The sequence below is a fragment of the Streptomyces sp. NEAU-W12 genome, assembly GCF_026242095.1.
In the GTDB taxonomy this organism is placed as follows: Bacteria; Actinomycetota; Actinomycetes; order Streptomycetales; family Streptomycetaceae; genus Streptomyces.
Genome location: NZ_JAPJDM010000001.1, coordinates 487,554 through 507,547, shown reverse-complemented (window position 1 = coordinate 507,547; position 19,994 = coordinate 487,554). Strand labels below are relative to the sequence as shown.

The following is a 19,994-nucleotide window of genomic DNA, read 5'->3' as shown; positions in this document are numbered from 1 at the left end:
CGGCGGTCGCCTCCCTCCCCCGCCCCCTCGCGCCCCGCCCGCCCCCGCCCCGTCACCCGATCACCGAACGAAGGGAAAACGGACCCTCATGTCCACGGAAGCCGTCACCCATCCGACCTACGGGAACTGGCGCCGCCCAAGGCGTCCGGGGCTCGGTCCGCTCGGACTCGTCGGCACCTTCGGTGTCTTCGGCGGGCTCGTCCTCACCCTGCTCGCGTCCCTGATCTCGCTGTACGCGGCGATGGTCGTGTTCGTCCCCATCGCGGTGTTCCTGGTCCCGCTCGCCATCCGCACCCAGGACGGCCGCAACGTCTACCAGCTGCTCGCCCTGCGCATCGGCTGGCGGCGGCGCAAGGCCAGGGGCGCGCACCTGTACGTCTCCGGGCCGCTGTCCGCCCGGCCGGGCGGCCGGTTCCGTCCGCCGGGGCTGCTCAACAAGGTCTCCGCGACCGAGGGCCGGGACGCCTACGACCGCCCCTTCGGCGTGCTGCACCACCCGAACCGCAACCTGTACACGATCGTCCTGGGCTGCGACCCGGACGGCGGTTCGCTCGTCGACCCGGACCAGGTCGACGTGTGGGTCGCCCTGTGGGGCGAGTGGTTGGCCCGCCTGTCCCACGAACCCGGGCTGCGCGGCGCCTCCGTGATCGTGGAGACCGCCCCCGACCCGGGCACCCGGCTCGCCCACGAGGTGCTGCCCCGCATCCGGCCGAACGCGCCGGCCGCCGCCCGCGCCGTGATGGAGGAGGTCGTCGAGCGCTACCCCACCGCGTCCTCCGAGATGCACACGTACGTCAGCCTCACCTACGGCGTCCCCGCGGGCCAGAAGCGGAAGAAGGAGGACGTGATCACCGACCTCGCCATCCGCATCCCCGGCCTGCTCAGCGGTCTGGTCGCGGCCGGCGGCGGGGCCGCGTACCCGCTGTCGGCGGAGCGGATCGCGGAGGTCGTGCGGGTCGCCTACGACCCGGCCGTCTCCGCCGACGTCCTCAACGCCCGAGCCCAGCAGGGTGGTACGGGCCTGGAGTGGGACGACGCCGGGCCGGCCGCCGCCGTCGAGACCGTGGGCAGCTACCAGCACGACTCGGGGGTGTCCCGGACCTGGCTGATGACGCTGGCGCCGCGGGGCACCGTACGGTCCTCGGTGCTGCGGGGCATGCTGGAGGCGGCGCCCGGCACGCGGCGCAAGCGGGTCGCGCTGGTGTACCGGCCGATCGACCCGGCCACCTCGGCCCGGATCGTCGAGGCGGACCGGCGCAGCGCCCAGTTCATGGCGACCTCCGGCCGGGGCATGGTGCAGGCCCGCGCGGCCTCCGAGATGCGGGCGGCGGAGCAGACCGCGGCCGAGGAGGCGTCGGGCGCGGGGCTCGTGGAGTTCTCGCTGATGCTGACCGTCACCGTCGACACCATGGAGCAGCTGGCCGACGCGAGCGTCACGGTGCGCAACCTGACCGCGGCCTCCCGGGTGCTGATGCGGCCCGCCGACCGGATGCAGGCGGCCGCGTTCAGCTGCACGCTGCCCGCCGGGATCCTCCCGTGGGAGCAGACCCTGATCCCGCACGAACTGCAGGAGGCGCTGTGAGCCGCCGCGACGAGAAGAGGGCCGAGCTGGCCGACCGGCTGGCGGAGCAGCGGGCACGCGCGGAACTGGAGGCAAGGCGTCCCGGAGCGGGGTCCCCGCGGCCGGAGAAGTCCGGGCGCAAGGGCCGCGTGAGCCGCAAGGAGCGCAAGGAACAGGAGAAGCGGGAGAAGGCCGGGTACGAGGACGGGTCCGGCGAGGGTGGCGGCAGGCAGGGCGGCGGCAGGAAGAAGGCCGCTTCCCGCCCGCGCGAGCCGTACGTGCCGCCGCGCGGCTGGTACGGGGCCGGGGGCGGGCGGGTCGGCTACCTGGATCCGCCGACCATGTGGCGGGCCACCACCGTGCAGGCGTGCGGGATGTGGCCGTTCGCGGCCGGTTCCGGCTCGCCCATGACGGGCGTCCCGCTGGGGCAGCACCTGTTCACCGGGGCCACGGTCTGCGGCGACCCGCTGAACTGGTTCACCCGGGCCCGGTACATCTCCAACCCGTCGCTGTTCATGCTCGGCATGCCGGGTCTGGGCAAGTCCACGCTCGTCAACCGCATGCTCATCGGGCTCTCCGCCACCGGTGTCGTCCCGCTGGTCCTCGGCGACCTCAAGCCCGACTACGCCGACACGGTCCGTGCCCTGGGCGGCCAGGTGATCTCCATCGGCCGCGGCCGGGGCGGCATCAACGTCCTCGACCCGGGGGCCATGGGCGCGGCGGCGGTCAGGATCGGCGGCGAGGCGGGCGAGGTGCTGAAGGCCGAGACGCACGGCCGGGTGCTGAACATGGTGGCCGCGCTCATCACCATCGTGCGCGGCCGGCCGATGGACGACCACGAGCAGTCGGTGCTCTCCGCCGTCCTGCACCACCTGCGCGAACGCACCCCACCCGGCCGGACCGTGCTGCTGCCGGACGTGCTCCGGGTACTCGCCGAGGGCCCGGACCGGGTGCGCGCGGTCACCCTCGACCGGGGGGACGACGCCCGCTACCGGGACGCCGTCGACCCGCTGCACCGCTCCCTGCTCGGCATTCTCGACGGCCCGCTCGGCGACACCTTCGCCTCCGAGACGTCCACCCGCATCAACCCGGACGCGCCCGCCGTGTGCATCGACATCTCGGGCATCGGTGAGGCGGACACCCAGCTGACCGCCGCCGCGATGCTCGCCGCCTGGTCCGACGGGCTCGGTACGGTGGCCGCCTCGCACGCCCTCGCGGACGCCGGGCTCGAGCCCCGGCGCTGGTTCTTCACCGTGCTCGACGAGCTGTGGCGCCCGCTGCGGGCCGCCTCCGGCATCGTCGACCGCATCGACGCCCTGACCCGCCTCAACCGTTCCCTCGGCCTCGGCGACGCCAAGATCACCCACACGCTCAAGGACGCCGAGGCACTCGGCACCGACGCCGACCGGGCGAAGGCGCGCGGCTTCGTCGAGCGGGCCGGCATGGTGGTGTGCGCGGGGCTGCCGAAGGCGGAGATGGAGGACCTCGGCAAGGTGGTGGGCCTGTCCCGGCGCGAGATCGAACTCGTGTCGTCCTGGTCCTCGCCGCCCGGCTGGGGTGTCTCCGGCGACCACGAGGAGCCGCCCGGCCGGGGCCGCTTCCTCATCAAGGTCGGCGGACGCCCCGGCATCCCCATCAAGGTCGCCATCACCGACGCCGAGCGCCGGCTGCACAACACCAACACCCGGTGGACGCCGAACGAGGAGCGGGTCGAGCAGGCGGTCGAGCAGGAGCTCGCCCACACCGCCGCACAGGTGGCACGGGCCGCGCAGGAGGGGGCGTACGCGACGCCGGGCGGCCCCGGCGGCCCGGGGTTCCCCGGCGGCCCGGGCGCCGGGAGGTGGTCCGCGTGAGTGCTCCGGGAACCGGTTCCCTGCACGACCAGCTGCCGTGGGCGATCGTGGTGGTCGCCGGCACCGGCCTGACCATGTTCACCGTCGCCTGGTGCGGCGGGACCCTCGGGTCCGGACTGTCCGGCAACGGCTGGGAGGGCCCCCCGTTCGCCGTCTCCACCGTGGCGCGGCTGGTCTCCGACGGGCCCGCCGACCTGTGGCCCGGGGCCCCGGCCGCCGCCCTCTACGCGGGCATGCTCGGCCTGCTGGCGCTCCTCGCGCTGCCCGTCGCCCTCGTCGTACGCCTCGTCCTGGGCCGGTCCGGCCGCACCAAGGGCCTGGCCGGGCGCCGCGAACTCGCCGCCATGTGCCCCAAGGGCATCGAGGCCCGCGCCCGCGAACTGCGCCCCACCCTGAGCGGCCGCGACCGGCTGCACCCGGACGAGACCGGCAACCTCCTCGGCGACCTCAGCCCCGACGGCCCCGAGCTGCGCAGCAGTTACGAGGACGTGGAGCTGGACCTGATGGCGCCGCGGGCCGGCAAGTCCACCGGCATCGCCGTCCCCCGGGTGCTGCGCGCCCAGGGCGCCGTCCTGCTGACCTCCAACAAGTCCGACGTGTACGCCGTCACCCGCGCCGAACGCGAGAAGACGGGCACGGTCTGGACGTTCGACCCGCAGGGCATCGCGCACACCCCGCGCGCCATGTGGTGGAACCTGCTCGGCGAGTGCCACACCATCGAGAGTGCCCGCCGCATGGCCGGTCACTTCGTGGCGTCCGTCAACGACGACACGGCGAAGAAGGACTTCTGGATCTCGGCCGCCCAGAACACCCTCACCGCCCTCTTCCTGGCCGCCGCCCGCAGCCGCACCCCGATCCACGAACTGCTCGGCTGGCTCGCCGACCCCGCCGACCGCACCCCGGTCGACCTGCTCCGCGACGCCGGACTCGTCGCGATGGCCGAGCAGCTGCAGGGCACCGTGCGCGGTGCGGTGGAGACCCGGGACGGCATCTACGAGACCGCCCGCCAGACCGTGTCCTGCCTGCTCGACCCGGAGATCCTCGCCTGGGTCTCGCCCGACCCGGAGCTGCCCGAATTCCGTCCCGACCTGCACGTCCTCGGTCAGGACACGCTCTACCTGCTCTCCAAGGACGGCGGTGGCTCCGCCGCCGGCGTCATCGCGGGGCTCGCCGACGCGACGCTGCGGGCGGGCGTGGTCGCCGCCGAGCGCATGGGCGGCCGGCTCGACCCGCCGCTGACGGCGGTCCTCGACGAGGCCGCCAACGTGTGCCGCATCTCCGATCTGCCCGACCTGTACTCGCACTTCGGGTCGCGCGGCATCAACGTCGTCACGCTGCTGCAGAGCTACCGGCAGGGCGCCCGGGTGTGGGGCGAGGTCGGCATGGACGCGCTGTGGAGCGCGGCGACGATCAAGCTCCTCGGCGCGGGTCTGGACGACGCCGACTTCGTGCAGAAGATCTCCACGCTCGTCGGCCAGCACGACGTGCGCACCCCCAGCATCTCCCGCGGCAAGGAGGGCACGTCGCGGTCCTACTCCTACCGCCAGGAGTCCATCCTGCCGCCGGACCGCATCCGCGCCCTCCCCAAGGGCACGGCGCTGCTCCTCGCCACCGGCGTCAAGCCGGCGCTGATCCGGCTGCGCCCCTGGTACAAGGAGCCCGGCGCCGCGGCGATCTCGGCGGCCGCGAAGGCGGAGACGGCGGCCATCACGGAGCGTGCCGCGCGCCGTCTCCTGCCGGGGCTGGGGGATGTACCGGGCGGGACGGAGGCGGCGGGGGTGCCGGGGCTGCCGGGCGCGCAGGGGATGCCGGGGGTACCGGGGGTGACGCTGTCCAAGCCGGCGCACTGACCCGGTGCGGGGAGGTGCCGGGCCGGCGGCCCAGCGTGACCGTACGCAGGACCAGCTCGGCCGGCCCGTACCGCACCCGGTCCGCCAGCCGGACGCTGACGGCGAGTTGGACGGCGTAGAGCAGTGCGCACCCCGCGAGGAGAGTGACCGTGCCGGCCCGGTCGTACAGTCCGAGCCCGTACCCGGTGAACACGCAGGCCAGGACGAGCGACTGGGCGAGGTAGTGGCTGAGCGCCATGCGTCCGGCGGCGGCGAGCGCACGGGCCGCCACCGGGACGCGGGCCTCGCACCGCAGGAGCAGCAGGAGCAGGCCGCAGGTGTACGACGCCGTCAGCGCCGGAGCGGTCAGCACCGTCACCGCCTGCCCGACCAAAAACCAGCGGCTGTCCAGCGGCCCGCTCACGCAGCAGGCCGCCACCACGCCGCCGACGAGGCCGGGCGGCAGCAGGCGGACGACGACCCGCCGCAGCCACACCGCGTCCCGGCCGCGCCGCTCGGCCAGCCGGGACTTCGCCGCCGCGAGCCCCGCCAGGGCGGCGGCCAGCATGGCCGGCGCGTACAGCAGGTCCGTGGCGATCACCGCCGGCAGTTCGCGCAGATGTGCGCCCAGCACCGATCCGGCGTCGCCCCGGTAGGCGGCGACGGTGTCGGCGACGCGGGGCGCGTACGCGGTGACGGTGACCGGCTCGGTGAGCGCGACGGTCAGCAGCCCGTACCCGAGCAGCAGCGCCGACAGCACCACCAGCAGGCCGGCCGCGAGGAGCAGCGCGGCCCGTACGGAGATCCCGCGCAGCCCGTACAGCACCAGCGCGACGACGGCGTACGTGGTCAGGATGTCGCCGGGGTACAGGAGCACGGCGTGCGCGGCCCCCAGGACGAACAGGCCTGCCGCGCGCCGCAGATGACGCGGCGCGAAGGCGACGCCCGCCTGCCGGGCGGACCGGGACTGGAGGACGAAGCCGTAGCCGAAGAGGAAGGAGAACAGGACGTAGAACTTGGCCGTGACCAGAGCGGTCACCGTCCACGCGGCGCCCCGGTCCAGTGCCGAGGCCCCGGGACCGCCGCCGAAGGCCGTGTACGGGCCCGCCATCAGACCGGCGTTGACCACCAGGATGCCGAACAGCGCGAACCCGCGCAGCACGTCGAGTTCGCCGACGCGCCGGGGCCGGCCGGGCAGGGCCCCCACCGGCCTCACCCCGCCATCACGACCCCGGTGCCGAACGCCAGGGTGGCGGACAGGAACCATCCGAACGACGGTGCCAGCAGATGCCTGGGCGTCCACAGCCTGGCCTGCGTGGGGTGCTCGCGCACGTACACGACCGGCACGTTGTCGCCGACCGGCGGCACTCCGTAGAACGGCCCGTACCGCCCCGGGTCGAGGACGAGGTCCCTGCCGAAGTGGTCGGAGAACACGACGAGCCCGCCGCGCCGCCGGTCGGTCGCCTTGCGTGCCGTCACGGACCCCATCACCCGCCGGCCGCGCGCCCACAGGGCCGCGGCCGTCGCCATCGCCCGGACCGCGGCCAGCAGAAAACCGACGCCGAACCCCGTGCACAGTGCGAGCACCACCAACTCCGCGTTCATACCCATCCCTTCGCCCAGGTCCTGTCGGCCGGTGCCCCGCGCGTGCACAACGGCCTGCGAGGCCGGCCCGGTTCACCCCGGTTCCCGTCCCGCCCACCTTGAACCTCCGGACGGCACGGCACCGTTGTGTGGGTGACCCCTGACATTCCCACGTCCCGCCATCCCTACCCACGCGGCGCCTACGAAGGGAGCCACGAACCGCATGAGACGGACCCCGGGCGCACCCGGCCACCGGACGGCGGCCGCCGTCGCACTGGCCCTCGCCCTGACGGCGGCGCTCCACCAGCCCGCCAGTGCCGAACCGGCGACCCTCCCCGAGGTGCGCGCCGAACTCGACCGCCTCTACCACGACGCCGAGGTCGCCACCGAGAAGTACAACGCCGTCGACGGCAAGGTGACCCGGCAGAAGAAGCGCGTCAGCGCCCTCGGAGCCCGAGTGACGTCGACGGAGAAGAAGCTGACCCGCCTCACCGGACTGGCCGGGGTGGCGGCCCGCACCCAGTACCGCGGTGGCGGTGTCCCCGCCGAGATGCAGTTCGTCCTCGCCGACGACCCCGAACGCGCCCTGGACAACGCCTCCCTGGCCCGTCAGGCGCACCAGGGCACGAACCGGGTGATGACGGCCCTGGCCAGGACCCGGGAGGAACTGCGCGCGCGCAGCGACGACGCGGCCGACGAACTGAAACGGCTGCGCAAGAACCGCAGCACCATGGACTCCCACCGCAGGACGATCCGGGCCCGCATCGACGAGGCGCAGAAGGTGGAGTCGCGGCTGGCGGAGGAGCAGCGCCGCGAACTGGCCGCGCTCGAAAGGGAGGCCGCCGACGAGGCCCAGGCGGAGTGGGTGGAGTCGGGCGTCCTCGACACCGCCGGCACCGAGGGCAGCAGCGCGGGCGGCAAGGCCGTCGCCTTCGCCACCCGTGAGCTCGGCAAGCCCTACGTCTGGGGCGCCGAGGGCCCCGACTCCTACGACTGCTCCGGCCTCACCTCACAGGCGTGGCTGGCGGCGGGCGTGGCCATCCCGCGCACCTCGCAGGAGCAGTGGCGCCTGCTCCACCGCGTCCCGGTCGCGGACATGCGCCCGGGTGACCTGATCATCTACAACGCCGACGCCACCCACGTCTCCCTCTACATCGGCGACGGCAAGATGATCCACGCCCCGCGCCCGGGGCGTTCGGTGACGGTGGCGCCGGCCGGGTCGCTGGAGATCCTCGGGGTGGTCCGGCCGGACGCGTGAACGTGAGGCGGGGCGGACCCCCCATGGAGTCCGCCCCGCCCCCCGCCCCTGGTCCGGGCTGCCTGCGCTCCCCCCGTCGGCGGCTCCGCGCCACCGGAGGGCCGGACAGGAAGCTACCTAACGGCCTCCACCTCCGCCCGCGCCCCTGCGGCGTCCCCCCTGCCCGTGCGACGACGACGAGCTGTGTGACGGCGCGGGGGGCCGGCTGGGCGCCGAACTGTCGCGCGACTGGGCCGGCTGCTGGTACTGCTGCGGGTACTGCTGCTGCGCGAGGTGCCCCGCGACCTGCTGGTTGTACTGCGGCAGCGTCGGGCCGTAGCCTCCCGTGGGCATCTGCTGCCCGGTGGACTGCTGGTACGGGTCATGCATGGGCTGCGGGGACCCCACGGCCACCGCCGTTCCCACGGCCTGGGCCGCGGCACCGAAACCCTGGATGCCCGGGTGGTTCATGCCGGCCCCGGCACCGTAGACGGCCCCTCCGACGGTCGCGACAGCGGATCCCGTGAACCTGGCGAGGGAGGGAGCGGGCTGAGGCCTTGTGGGGTCAGCCCTGACGCTGTAGGCGTAGTAGGCCTGCCGGCTGGCCTCGGCCGCGTTGGCGGCCGCGGTCGCGCCGACCGCACCGCCGTAGCCCTGCACGGCCGCGGTGGGGTCGGACGAGTACTGCGCCGCGAGCATGGCGGCCGACTGCCCTGCCAGCGGAGCCGCCGCCAGGGCGGCGTTGGAAGCACGCGTCCAGCCGCTGTCGCCGGTCGGGGCGGCAGCGGACGGCTGGGAGTACTGGGAGGGCGGGTACTGCGAGTACTGCGACTGCGAGTACTGCGACTGCGAGTACTGCGACTGCTGCGAACTGCTCGACGCGGAGGGCGGGTAGGGCCCGGAGCCGTCGCTCTCCGGGCTGCTGCTGCCGTAGCGCTCCTGCCCCGCGGAACTGCTGCTCTGGTGGCCGCCGCTCCGGCGGCTCCCGCCGCTCCCGCCGCTCCGGCGGCTCCCGCCGCTCTGTGCCGTATAGAAGCTGTCGTCCGAGTTGTTTCCCGACATGTAGCACTTCCTCTTCGCTCACGGATCGGGTCGTGGGAACACGACACCGTCGAACACGACTCCGTCGCGGAGTCGTCAGCACAACGGCACCGGAGCGGCGAGGGTTCAGAGACTCCGGCCGCTGTCTCCCGGAGGGGGTGAACCCCGGGCGCCAACCGTGCGTTGTGGTGCCGGACGCGACGAGGCCCGATCTCCACCCGAGGGAACATTCATGCGCAACCCCGTATCAGTCACCTCCACACCCGCCGGAGAACAGGGGGAGCGGTCATGAGGAACGACACCGCTCCTGCCGCGCAGGAGGAGCAGAGGGGCGGCAACGGGGCCGGGGCACCTCAGGACCCGTCCGCGCCTCTGTTCATCCTCTACTTCGAGGGTCCCGATTACGTCCAGGCGCTGCGGCAGCTGACCCTGTGGGCGCACCATGTGCTGCTGCCGGTCTACGGCCGGGAGGTCACCTCCTCCGCTCCCTGGTGCTCCCGCTGGTGGGAGCACCCGGAGGCGGTGGCCCAGCTCCACGGTCTGTGGCTCGCCTGGATGGAGCTGACAGGTCCGGGGTCGGGTCTGAGCGGGCCCGCCAACTGGCACCGCGACTACCTGCTGCCGGTGATGGCTTCCCTCCGGGACCCCTCGGGCCCCTTCGCCGGCTGCAAGCCCGGCATGCACCGCCCGAAGGAGATGCCCACCGTCGATGCCCTGGACCCCTTCGGGCCGCCGCCCCCTCCGCCCGCGTCGGCCTGACGGCGTGGCGTACCCGCCGCAGCAGGCGGCGGGTACCGAAGGGCGGTGATGAACCATGCGACCCCGCGGTCGCGTTGTGGCTGCCGTGCGCAGTAAGCGGCCGGCCGGGGGACCGGACCCGGCACCGTCACAGGCTCCGTGCGGAGCGACCATCTCCCGGAAGGAAGGGTGACATGGCAGGCTCGGACTACTCGGACGACAGCACCGGCTCCCACGCCGGTTCCTACGCGTCCGTCACGATCAGCGACGACGGGAGGCGGGCACAGGCCCAGGTCTCCGGTGCGTCGGTTCCGGACGACGCGCCCCCACTGTTCGACGGTGCCGGAACCGGCGTGTACGACCAGGGCGCCCAGCAGTTCTACACGGTCGCCCCGGACAACGAGCGGGACAGTCCGGTCGTCCGGTGGAGCAGGAGCACGGCGCAGTGGGTCTCGGAGCACCGGTCCCGCATCGTGAAGGCCCTGATCGACATCTCTCCGGTGCTCATCCAGGGTGCCTCGTCCTTCGTGCCCGGCCGGGCCGGCACGGTCCTGAAGGGCATCGGCATCGCCGCCCAGAGCGCGGTGGCCGGCCGGGGCCTCGTCGGTCAGTACCAGCAGCACCGCTCGGGCGGTCACGTCGACCCGGTCCAGGTCGGCGCGAGCCTCACCCGGCTGACGTCCACGGTGCTGAACACGTACGCGGCCGTGGGCGACAAGGACTCCGCCGTGACCGGGATGGTCGGCGGTGCGGGCTCCTGGGTGGCCGGCGCCGCGACGGCGGCCGACGTCATGCACCACGCCCACACCGACCCGGGGCGGGTGGCGGACGACCCCGGCTACGAGATGTACGGGATGCACCGCAACCCGGCGCTCGGCAACCAGCCGGGCCAGTACCCGCCCGGATTCGATCCCACCCCGGCACCCCCGTCCTCCACGTCGTCCCACCCCGTGCCGACCAACAAAGCCCCGGCCGGGAACTTCAACCTGCCCATCAGCTCCACGGGGACCGGCAGGGCCCCGGCGGAGGGGCACCTGTCCAGGAAGGTCCAGAGCAAGAAGCACGGCGGCCTGAGCCGCTAGGAGCCACGGCCGGACTGCCCCGCCGTGGCGTCCCGCTTGTTGAACCGTTGCCCCCGGCCCGCCCGTTGTCGCTTCCTGTCAGCACCTCCGACCTGAAAGAGGGGCACCGTGGCGGATGACAACGCGGCCTCCCCGAGCCGGAACCGGTCGGCCAAGGAGCGCCCCGAAGTCGGACTGGCGCGTGACCTGATCAAGACCGAGTACCGCCTGCGGGACGAACGTCGCGACGACGGACGGGATCCGACCGACGCGGCAGGCCCCTGGGACCGCCTGGCGGCCGAGCTGCGCCGGCTCATGGACCGCCTGGCGGGCCGCTCCCGGTCGGCGGCGACCCCGGCCGGCGGGGACCACACGTCCGTCGCCGGACGGGAGGCCGACCGGTCCGGGCCGTGGCAGCCCGTCCCGGCGCAGAGGACGGCGGAGAGAGCGTCCGAGACGTCCTCGGCGCAGTCGGCGCATCCGGACATGGCACGCCTCGGGGAGAGGATCGGCCGGCTGTCGACGCTCCAGCACGAGGCCTTCGAGGACGCGGTTCTCCACCTGGTCAGGACCGACGAGAACTGGAAGAAGGCGTTCGAGCAGTCCCCCGAGAGCATGCCGACCGTCGCGCGGTACGCCGCCAACGCGTACATGCGGGAGTCGCTGCGGGAGACGTCCCAGGCTGTGGACCCGCCTCAGCGGGAAAGGACTTCGGCGCAGGACACCGCACTGCGGACCGCGCCGGTCACGACCACGAACGCCTACACCGACAGCAGTACGCAGGCGGACGCGAACACGAACACGGCCGCCCCCGCCCTCGCCGCCGCCGAGGCCATGGAGGCCGCCCGGGACCGGAGCATGGCCGCCGACGCGCGGCAGTTCGCGGCGCTGCGCGAGCGCTGGGAGCGTCCGGCTTCACGGGAACGGTCGGACACCGCGCCGGCTGCGACACCGGCAGTGACACCGGTCGTGGGGCAGGACCGAAGCAGCTTCGAAACGCCCCGCCAGGACGAGATGGCCGACGGCCAGGCCTTCCAGGCAGCCCAGCACACGCAGTGGGAGCACCTCGGCACCAGCCCCACCGCCCTCCCGTCCCCCACCGACGCCCCCGACCACCAGGCCCTCCAGACAACCCAGCACACGCAATGGGAGCACCTCGGCACCAGCCCCACCGCCGCCCCCGGCGCCCAGGACGCCTTCGACGGCCAGGCCTTCCTCGCGGCCGAGCGGGCTGCTCAGCAGTCCGAGCGGGCCGCCCACGCCGGCGGCCCGGTGGACAGCGCCCCCACGAGCGCGCCCCCGAGCCCCGTGTCACCCCTGGCGTCGTCCGCATCCCTGCCGTCCCTGCTCAGCGACGACGGGCACGCGGCCCTGCGCAGCTCGCTCGACTCGCTCTCCCCCTACCGCTCCCCCGCCCCGGGCGGCACCGACTCACCGACGAGGTCCTCCCGCGCGACCCCCGCCAGGGCCCATACCGGCGCCCTCCGCACGACCCCCCAGAAGAGAGGACGGACATGACCTACGTCGCCCCCACAGGAGGCGCGCTCCATGCGTAGATTCCTCATGCACGGACCCCTGACACGCATACGCCCCACGCGCAGGCACACCTCGTTCCTGCTGGCGCTGCTCCTGGTCGCCGTCGGGGTCACCGGAACCGCCCTGCTGATCCAGAGCCAGCGCTCGGACGACGTGAGCATCGCGGGAACGCCGGCCGCCAACGCCGGTACCGGCGAGCACACCGTCACCTTCAAGAACACGACGGGCCAGCGGATCTGGATCGGCAGCACGGTCAACGCCGACGGGTCGGCCGAACTCACCGGGCTTCCGACGCTGGACCCGGGCCAGTCGGCCACCATCACGATCCCCGAGAACTCCGGCGCCGGGCACTGGCGCGGCAAGTTCTTCGCCCGCGAGGGCTGCACCGGCGAGGAGGGCAGTACGTTCCACTGCGCCGTCGGCGACTGCGGACCGTACTCCGACCGGTGCTCGACCGGTGAGCAGCCGACCGGCCTGGCCGAGTTCAACTTCGACCCGAAGGACGGCCTGGCGCCCTGGTACAACGTCAGTTACGTCAACGCCGTCGCGTCGCCGATCACCATCACGCCGGACGGCGTGACACCGCCCGAGTCCGGCGAGTGCACGTCGGCGGGCTGCGTCGAGGACCTGTTGGCCGCCTGCCCGGCCGACAACCTGGTCAGGGACGAGGCCACCGGCCGGGCGCTGGTGTGCGTCAACCCGAACCGGGACGCGAAGACCCCCTACAGCGACGCGCTGGCCGGCAAGTGCCCGACCGCGTACAGCTGGTCCAAGCACGACACCGAGCAGGGCAACCAGGTCGTGTACCAGTGCCGGCAGTGCACCGGCATGACCGTCACCTTCCACGGCACCGGCGAGGCCGCCGCCCCGCCCGACGACAACGCCGCGCCCCCGCCGGCCCCCGTGGTCACCGAGCAGCCCCGCGAGGGCGGCAGCACCCCGGCCGCCTCCCGCAAGGGCATCAGCCTCAACCCCGTGGCGGGTGCCTCCGAGGCCCTGGCCGACTCCGGTTCGTCCTGGTTCTACAACTGGGCCTCCTCCAGCGACGGTGTCACCAAGCCGGAGGGCGTCGAGTACGTCCCGATGATCTGGGGCCCCGACTCGGTCACCGACGCCCAGCTGGGCCAGGCCGCCAAGGAAGGGAAGGCGCTGCTGGGCTTCAACGAGCCGGACCACCCGGGCCAGGCCACCATGTCGCCCGAACAGGCGCTGGACCTGTGGCCCCGGCTGGAGTCCACCGGTCTGCGCCTGGGCGCGCCCGCGGTCGCCTCCGGCGGCGACCTCGAGGGCGGCTGGCTGGACCGGTTCATGAAGGGAGCCGAACAGCGCGGCCTGCGCGTCGACTTCATTCCCCTGCACTGGTACGGCGCCGACTTCGGCCCCGACGCCGTCAACCAGCTGCGCGGCTACCTGCAGGCCGTGCACGACCGCTACGGCAAGCCGATCTGGCTCACGGAGTACGCCCTGATCGACTTCTCCCAGGGAACCCCCCGCTACCCGAGCGAGCAGGAGCAGACCGACTTCGTCCGGTCCTCGACCGGGATGCTGAACGGCCTGGACTTCCTGGAGCGCTACGCGTGGTTCGTGCTGTCCACCGAGACCCACCGGACGGGGCTCTACGACGGGGCGGTCGCCAACGCGAGCGGGCGCGTCTACCGCGAGGTGCGCTGAGGTGGATCGAGGGGTCCTGAGGCGCCCTGAGGTGCTGACGCGCTGAGGTGCCTGCCGCGAGCAGCACGCGGACGGTTCAACTCCCAAAAGGTCATCGGAGTTGAACCGTCCTCGTCTCACAGCCGTTGTTCCGGTGCATCCCGGCGGCTCCCGGCGGGGCTCACCATCGGAGGAGATCCATGTCAGGCGGTCCGTCGCGACGCAGCCCCCCGGGCACGCGCGTCGGCCGGAGCCTCCTGCAGGCGGGCGAGCCGCGCGCGGACCTTCTCCGCGTCCGGATGATCGAACTCCGCGAAGATCGCGAGAGCTTGCCGCCAGCTCGCCCGGGCGGACTCCGGCTCCCCGGCGTCGAGGTGGACGTCCCCGAGGTTGCCCAGCGTGTGGCCCTCGCCCCACCGGTTGCCGATGTCCCGGTGTGTCGCCAGCGCCTGACGGTAGTACTCGACGGACTCGCCGTAGCGGCCGAGCCTGTGGTGGACCGTGCCGAGGATGTCGAGGGCGACGCCCTCGACCCAGCGGTTGTCGCCGGCGCGCAGCACCACCAGCGCCCGCTCCAGGCAGCCGAGGGCGTCGTCGTACCGGCCGAGCCGCTGGTAGGCGTCGCCCAGGTTGCTCAGGGCGATGCCCTCTCCCCAGGAGTTGCCCTCGACGCGGTCGAGGGCCAGCCCCCTTCGGATGTACTCGACGGCCTTGCCGAGCCGGCCGACGTGCAGGTAGGCGTCGCCCAGGTTGGCGACCACCGTCGACCTGGCCTTCCTGTCCCCGAGCTCCTGGCACAGTTCCAGCGCCCGGTGCAGGTGCACGATGGCCTCCTCGGGCCGGCCGGCGGTGCGCAGCGCGGCGGCCGTGTCGGACAGGCTCTGGGCCTCGCCCTGCCGGTCGCCGGCGGTGCGGGCGGCGATGAGACCCGTACGGGAGGTGTCGAGCCAGTCGTGCGTGTGGCTGCGGAGGTAGAAGAACCCCCACAGGACGGCGGGCAGCCGCCACGCGATGCCAGGTTTCCCGGCCTGGTCGGCCTGGTGCACCGCGACGACCAGGTTGGGCCGTTCGGTCTCGCACCAGTCGAGCGCCTGCTCGTGCGTCGTGAACTCCAGCGGCCGGCACCCCTCGGGCAGCGGTTCCAGGGGGATGCGGCGGCGGTTCGGGGTGATGTGCGAGTAGGCCGCGTCGGCGGTGTGCAGGTACCAGGAGAGCAGTCGCCCGACGGCGAGGTCCCGCTCCTCCCGTGTCTCCTCGGCACGCACCCGTTCGGCGGCGTACACGCGCAGCAGGTCGTGCAGGGTGTAGCGGCCCGGGAAGTGCTCGGTGAGCAGGTGGGCGCGGGTCAGCTCGGTGAGGACGCCGCGGGCCTCACGCGGGGGGAGCCCGGCGAGAGCGGCCGCCGCGGGCGCGGAGATGTCCGGCCCGGTGTGCAGGCCCAGCAGCCGGAGCAGGCGTGCCGCCGGGACGGACAGCGCCTTGTAGGACCAGGAGAAGACGGCCCGCACGTCGGTGGTGATGTCGTCACCGCCGGCGAAGGCGTCCAGGCTGCCGTGGCTCTCGCTCACCTCGTCGGCGATGGCGCTGAGCGGGAAGGCCGGGTGGGCGCAGGCGTGGGCGGCGACGATGGCGAGCGCCAGCGGCAGCCGGCCGCACCGGGCGATGATCTCGTCCGCCGCCTCCGGTTCCGCGGCCAGCCGGCCGGTGCCCAGGCGCCGGGCCAGCAGGTCGTGCGCCTCGGCGGAGGTCATCTGGTCCAGCGTCAGGGGGTGCGCCCCTTCACCGGCGACCAGACCGGTGAGCCGGTTGCGGCTGGTGACGATGACCAGGCAGCCCGGGGAGCCGGGCAGCAGCGGGCGGACCTGTTCGGTGTCGCGGGCGTTGTCGAGGAGGATCAGCACCCTGCGCTGCGCGAGCAGGCTGCGGTACAACGCCACCTGCGCGTCGAGACCGGCGGGTATCCGTATCGGGGGGACGCCGAGCGCGTCGAGGAAGATCCGCACGGCGTCGTCCGGCGTCACCGCCGAGCCGGTCGGGTCGAAGCCGCGCAGGTTGATGTAGAGCTGGCCGCCGGGGAAGCGGTCGGCGACCCGGTGGGCCCAGTGCACGGCCAGGGTGGACTTGCCGATCCCGCCCATGCCGCCGATCGCGCTGATCACGACGGTCGACGGAGGGCTGCCGTTCTCGGGCAACAGGGCTCCGGTCCGCTCGAGTTCGGCGTGCCGTCCGGCGAAGGTCGGCAGATCGGCGGGCAGTTGCGCCGGGCGAGCGGTTCCCTCCGGGGAGTCGGGCGGGTCGGAGCGGCCGGCCGCGTCCGTCGGCCGGCCGGCCGGGCCGTCGTCCGCCGCCGGCTCGTCCGCCGACCTGCCGCCGGGGGCCGTGCCATCGGCCACTCTCCCGTCCGCCGGTGCGACGACGGACGGCTCGGACACCACCGGTGCCACGGACGGCCGGAGCTGTCTGAGTGGGGACGCGGGCCGGAGCGGAGCGGGCGCCGGGTCGGGCATCAGGGCCGGGTCGGCCGCCAGGATGCGGTCGTGCAGGTCCTGGAGCTGGGCGCCGGGCTCGACGCCCAGCTCCCTGACCAGGGCACGGCGGGTCCCGCGGTATGCCGCCAGGGCCTCGGCCTGCCGCCCGGCCCGGTACAGCGCCAGCATGAGCAGTCGGCACAGCTGCTCCCGCAGGGGGTGCCTGCCGGTGAGCGGGATCAGCTCGACGATCACCTCGTGATGGCGTCCGAGCTCGATGTCGACGTCCAGCCGCGCCTCCAGCGCGGTCAGCCACTCCTCGTCCAGCCAGGAGCGCACCGTCTCGGCCAGCGAGCCGGGCAGTCCGGCCAGCGCGGCCCCCTGCCACCCGCCGAGCGCGGCGTGCAGCAGTTCCGCGGCGCCGGACGGGTCGCCCGCGGCGCGCGACTTCTTCGCCCGGGCGACCCGGTGCTGGAACACGGCGAGGTCCAGGGCGTCGTCCGGAATCCGCAGCACGTATCCGTCCCCGACGGAGACGACCACCCGGGGCTGTCCGGCGGCCGGGTCACGGTCGGGCTCCAGCACCTTGCGCAGGCGCGACACGTAGGTCCGCAGGACGGACACGGCAGCCGCGGGCGGCTCCTCTCCCCAGACGGCGTCGAGGAGTTCACCCAGCGGTACGGGGCGTCCACGCCGTAACAGCAACGCGGCCAGCACGACCCTCTGTTGCGGCGAGCCGAGGTCTAATTCCCGTGCCCCGCGCCATGCCCGTACCGGACCCAGCACAGCAAAACGAACAGAATTCACGTAGTGGTCCACCCTCGGACTCTAGTAGGACGTGATGTCGTCACCGTCACGCGGACGGAACGTGCCATTCCGTCCGGTGTCGTCGCTGATTTCGCTGTTGTCCCGCTTGCCACTGGGGAGTTGAACCTTTTTCATCCGGCGTCCGTTGCGGTACGCGGGTCACGCCGATACGGATCCGACCGTGCCACGCGGCCGGGAACGACAGAGAGGAACGCTTATGAGCCGGGGTGCAGGAGAAAGGGCGGACGAGCCGGTCGCCGGAGGCGAACACGCCGTGTCCGGTAACCCGCCCGAGCCGTCCCCGCACTTCACGGTGGTCATCTCCGGCGACGGTTCCGCCGCCATCAATGGTGAGCCCGTGCCGGTGGCGGAGGGGGAGACGGTCGACGCCGCGATCCTCGACACCCTGCACGGACACGCACGCGACCGGGACATCACCGTCACGGCGGCGATCTCCGACCCCGCCGCGGGGTACGTGGCGTTCGTCGAGGTCTCCCCCGACGGCTCGAGTTCGCTGCTGGAACAGCAGCAGGAGCCGGAGGCACCGGCACCAGCACCAGCACCAGCACCAGCACCAGCACCGTCCCTCGTGAAGGGGGACGCCGTCGACAAGACCGACGACGGGCCCGTCGGTGACACCGGTACCGCGGTCGCTCCGGGCACCGGTGCCGACGACGCCCACGGCGACATCGACGACATCGACGACTTCGACGAGGCGACGTACGCGCTTCCCGAGCCCGAGGGGCCGCCGCCCCCGCCTCCGTCCGGTGGCCCGGGGCCGGAAGCGGGACCGGAGTCGGAGTCCGGGGGCGGTTCGGGCATGGGTACGGGCCTGGGCTGGGGTTCGGGCTCCGGGTCGGAATCCCGGTCGGAGTCGGCCGCCCGCCCCGCACCGCCGCCGAAGCCCGCCCGCAGAACCGCCTCCCGGCAGTCGGACGACGAGTTCGAGGGCCCCGGACTGCTCAGCAGGCCGCTGGTCGTCGGGCCGGTGGCACTCGGTGTGGCCGCGCTGGTCGTCATACCGCTGGTGATTCTGGGCAGCGGCGGATCGGACGGCGGCGGGAACCGGGAAGAGGCCGCCGCCCGTGCGAGCGCCTCCCCTTCGGCCGAGGCGTCACCGAGCCTGAGGACGCCCCCGCGGCCGATCCCGCCCCCGCCCGGTTCGACGTCCGCCTCGCCGTCGGCCAAGCCGAAGGACAAGGAGAGGGAGGAGGGCAAGGAGAAGGAGAAGGAGAAGAACGGGCCGAAGCCGACGTACACCCCGAAGGCGAAGAGCGGTGGGAGCGTCACCGTCACCGTGACCGCGACGCCGCCGAAGGACACCACCACCGTCACGGCGAAGCCTCCGCAGGACACCGCCGCCAGCGCCGTGAAACGGCTCGCCGAGAGCGACCCGTCCGGGCGGCACATCTGCTACCGCGCGTACGTCGCCGATCGGGGCTGGCAGAAGCCGGTGTGCGACGGCACCATCGCGGGGACGTCGGGCCAGAACAAGCCGATCAAGGCCCTGAACATCGCGGTGCACGGCGTCGACGGCTCGGCCGCCAACGCGTTCCGGCAGGTGTCGAAGCCGGTCGACGGCCGGGGCGAGTGGCAGCCGAGCTGGACGGCCATCACCGGCGACGGCAGGAACATCTACATCGGCAGCTCGAAGCAGAACGCGCCGAACATGCTGGGCTTCGCCATCAACGTCGGCAGCGGCCAGGTCTGCCACACCGTCCGCCTGCGCCAGAGCGACTGGGGACAGCGGACGTGCGGCAAGGCCCGCCCCGACTACGCCTTCGGCGGCACCCTCGACAACGACGTCTGGCTGGAGGCCGTGAAGTTCACGGTGTGAGGCCCACGGTGGGAGCCGCCCGGTGCGAGGTGCCGGAGGATCCGGTTCAGGTCCGCCGGCGCCGCTGCCAGGCGGACGGGGGTGCCGGCGTCGTCGAGTTCGGCGACCTGCCAGGCACCCGCGCCCGCTTGTGCGCGGTGCGGCAGTCTTCCGGCCTGCCACATTGCCGACCGCCCACCCCCCACCCACCTCGAGGGTTCCCGCGTCGTGGTTCCGGTGTGCGGTGGTTTTCGTGGCGTGGGTGGTGGCACTCTCAGAGGCAGCGGCCGGCCATGCCTGGAAGGGGCAAGCACATGATCATTTTCGGTACCAAGGGATATCTCTACCAGCTCGCGATACTCACGCTGGTGTGCACCCAGTGCGGGAATCCCTCCGCGCACACGCTCAGGAAGCGGGTCACGAAGTTCACGCTGTTCTTCGTGCCGCTGTTCCCGGTCTCGACGAAGTACATGACGCAGTGCACCTTCTGCGGCGCCGAGTCGAAGGTGTCCGCCGAGCAGGCCGAGCAGTTGCAGGCGCAGGACGCGGGCGGCCCCGGCAGCGGCCGGCCGTACGGACAGCCGCCCCAGCAGCACCAGCAGCCGTACCAGCGGTAGAACCGCGGGGCGGGCACCCTCCTCCGGCATCCGACTCCCCCCTCGGTCGCGCTGCCCGTGCACGGGGCGCCCCACCCGGCCGCCACGGACGTCACCCGGCACTCCCTCTATGCTCCACGCGGTTGTTCCCTGTGCGCAGGTGCAGACAGGTGTACGCACGCGACAGGTCAAGTGGCAGGTAAGGAGCGGATGCCTC

13 protein-coding genes and 1 pseudogene are annotated in these 19,994 nt (G+C 73.3%); 10 read left to right on the top strand and 4 right to left on the bottom strand.

Translation table 11 applies throughout. The features are described from left to right. The first annotated feature begins 88 nt into the window (after positions 1-88). The 3 genes from ORI94_RS02235 (at position 89) to ORI94_RS02225 (ending at position 5,264) form a co-directional block, all read left to right on the top strand. Positions 89-1,582: an SCO6880 family protein gene (locus tag ORI94_RS02235; RefSeq protein WP_266071952.1), complete on the top strand. Its 1,494-nt coding sequence runs from the start codon at positions 89-91 to the stop codon at positions 1,580-1,582. Between the two features lie 257 nt (positions 1,583-1,839). After that, complete coding sequence (locus tag ORI94_RS02230; RefSeq protein WP_416237757.1) at positions 1,840-3,414, top strand: ATP/GTP-binding protein; 1,575 nt, start codon at positions 1,840-1,842, stop codon at positions 3,412-3,414. Beyond that, positions 3,411-5,264 carry a type IV secretory system conjugative DNA transfer family protein gene (locus ORI94_RS02225; RefSeq protein ID WP_416237752.1) on the top strand — a complete coding sequence of 618 codons (1,854 nt, stop codon included), beginning with the start codon at positions 3,411-3,413 and terminating at the stop codon, positions 5,262-5,264. Before ORI94_RS02230 ends, ORI94_RS02225 begins: the two co-directional genes overlap by 4 nt. Positions 5,265-5,304: 40 nt before the next feature. On the opposite strand, the pseudogene ORI94_RS02220 reads toward ORI94_RS02225, so the two are convergent. Continuing rightward, positions 5,305-5,811: pseudogene (locus ORI94_RS02220) on the bottom strand (DUF418 domain-containing protein); the annotation flags it as partial. Positions 5,812-6,455: 644 nt separating this feature from the next. Further along, the gene (locus ORI94_RS02215; RefSeq protein WP_266071949.1) at positions 6,456-6,848 is read right to left on the bottom strand and encodes a hypothetical protein; all 393 of its coding nucleotides are present in this window, start codon (positions 6,846-6,848) and stop codon (positions 6,456-6,458) included. Positions 6,849-7,050: 202 nt separating this feature from the next. Between ORI94_RS02215 and ORI94_RS02210 the strand changes: the two genes are divergently transcribed. Beyond that, a complete protein-coding gene (locus tag ORI94_RS02210; RefSeq protein ID WP_266071948.1) occupies positions 7,051-8,085 on the top strand; it encodes a C40 family peptidase in 1,035 nt (344 codons plus the stop codon). A 117-nt stretch (positions 8,086-8,202) separates the two neighbouring features. Here ORI94_RS02210 and ORI94_RS02205 read toward each other — a convergent pair whose 3' ends face one another. Beyond that, complete coding sequence (locus ORI94_RS02205) at positions 8,203-9,126, bottom strand: hypothetical protein (protein WP_266071947.1); 924 nt, start codon at positions 9,124-9,126, stop codon at positions 8,203-8,205. A 267-nt stretch (positions 9,127-9,393) separates the two neighbouring features. Here ORI94_RS02205 and ORI94_RS02200 point away from each other — a divergent pair, with 267 nt between their 5' ends. From ORI94_RS02200 to ORI94_RS02185, 4 genes are all read left to right on the top strand, one after another. Continuing rightward, positions 9,394-9,864, top strand: coding sequence for a DUF4913 domain-containing protein (locus ORI94_RS02200; protein WP_266071946.1), 471 nt, complete (start codon positions 9,394-9,396; stop codon positions 9,862-9,864). A 173-nt stretch (positions 9,865-10,037) separates the two neighbouring features. Continuing rightward, positions 10,038-10,925, top strand: coding sequence for a hypothetical protein (locus tag ORI94_RS02195; protein WP_266071945.1), 888 nt, complete (start codon positions 10,038-10,040; stop codon positions 10,923-10,925). A 108-nt stretch (positions 10,926-11,033) separates the two neighbouring features. Beyond that, a complete protein-coding gene (locus ORI94_RS02190; protein ID WP_266071944.1) occupies positions 11,034-12,422 on the top strand; it encodes a hypothetical protein in 1,389 nt (462 codons plus the stop codon). A gap of 30 nt (positions 12,423-12,452) precedes the next feature. After that, positions 12,453-14,111, top strand: coding sequence for a glycosyl hydrolase (locus ORI94_RS02185; RefSeq protein ID WP_266071943.1), 1,659 nt, complete (start codon positions 12,453-12,455; stop codon positions 14,109-14,111). A gap of 182 nt (positions 14,112-14,293) precedes the next feature. Here ORI94_RS02185 and ORI94_RS02180 read toward each other — a convergent pair whose 3' ends face one another. Further along, positions 14,294-17,344, bottom strand: coding sequence for an AfsR/SARP family transcriptional regulator (locus ORI94_RS02180; protein WP_416237756.1), 3,051 nt, complete (start codon positions 17,342-17,344; stop codon positions 14,294-14,296). A gap of 295 nt (positions 17,345-17,639) precedes the next feature. On the opposite strand from ORI94_RS02180, the gene ORI94_RS02175 reads away from it, so the two are divergent. Both ORI94_RS02175 and ORI94_RS02170 read left to right on the top strand, forming a co-directional pair. Continuing rightward, complete coding sequence (locus tag ORI94_RS02175; RefSeq protein ID WP_266071941.1) at positions 17,640-19,202, top strand: hypothetical protein; 1,563 nt, start codon at positions 17,640-17,642, stop codon at positions 19,200-19,202. 293 nt (positions 19,203-19,495) lie between these two features. Beyond that, entirely contained in the window at positions 19,496-19,798 is a 303-nt protein-coding gene (locus tag ORI94_RS02170; RefSeq protein ID WP_266071940.1) for a zinc-ribbon domain-containing protein, read from the top strand. The last annotated feature ends 196 nt before the right edge of the window (positions 19,799-19,994 follow it).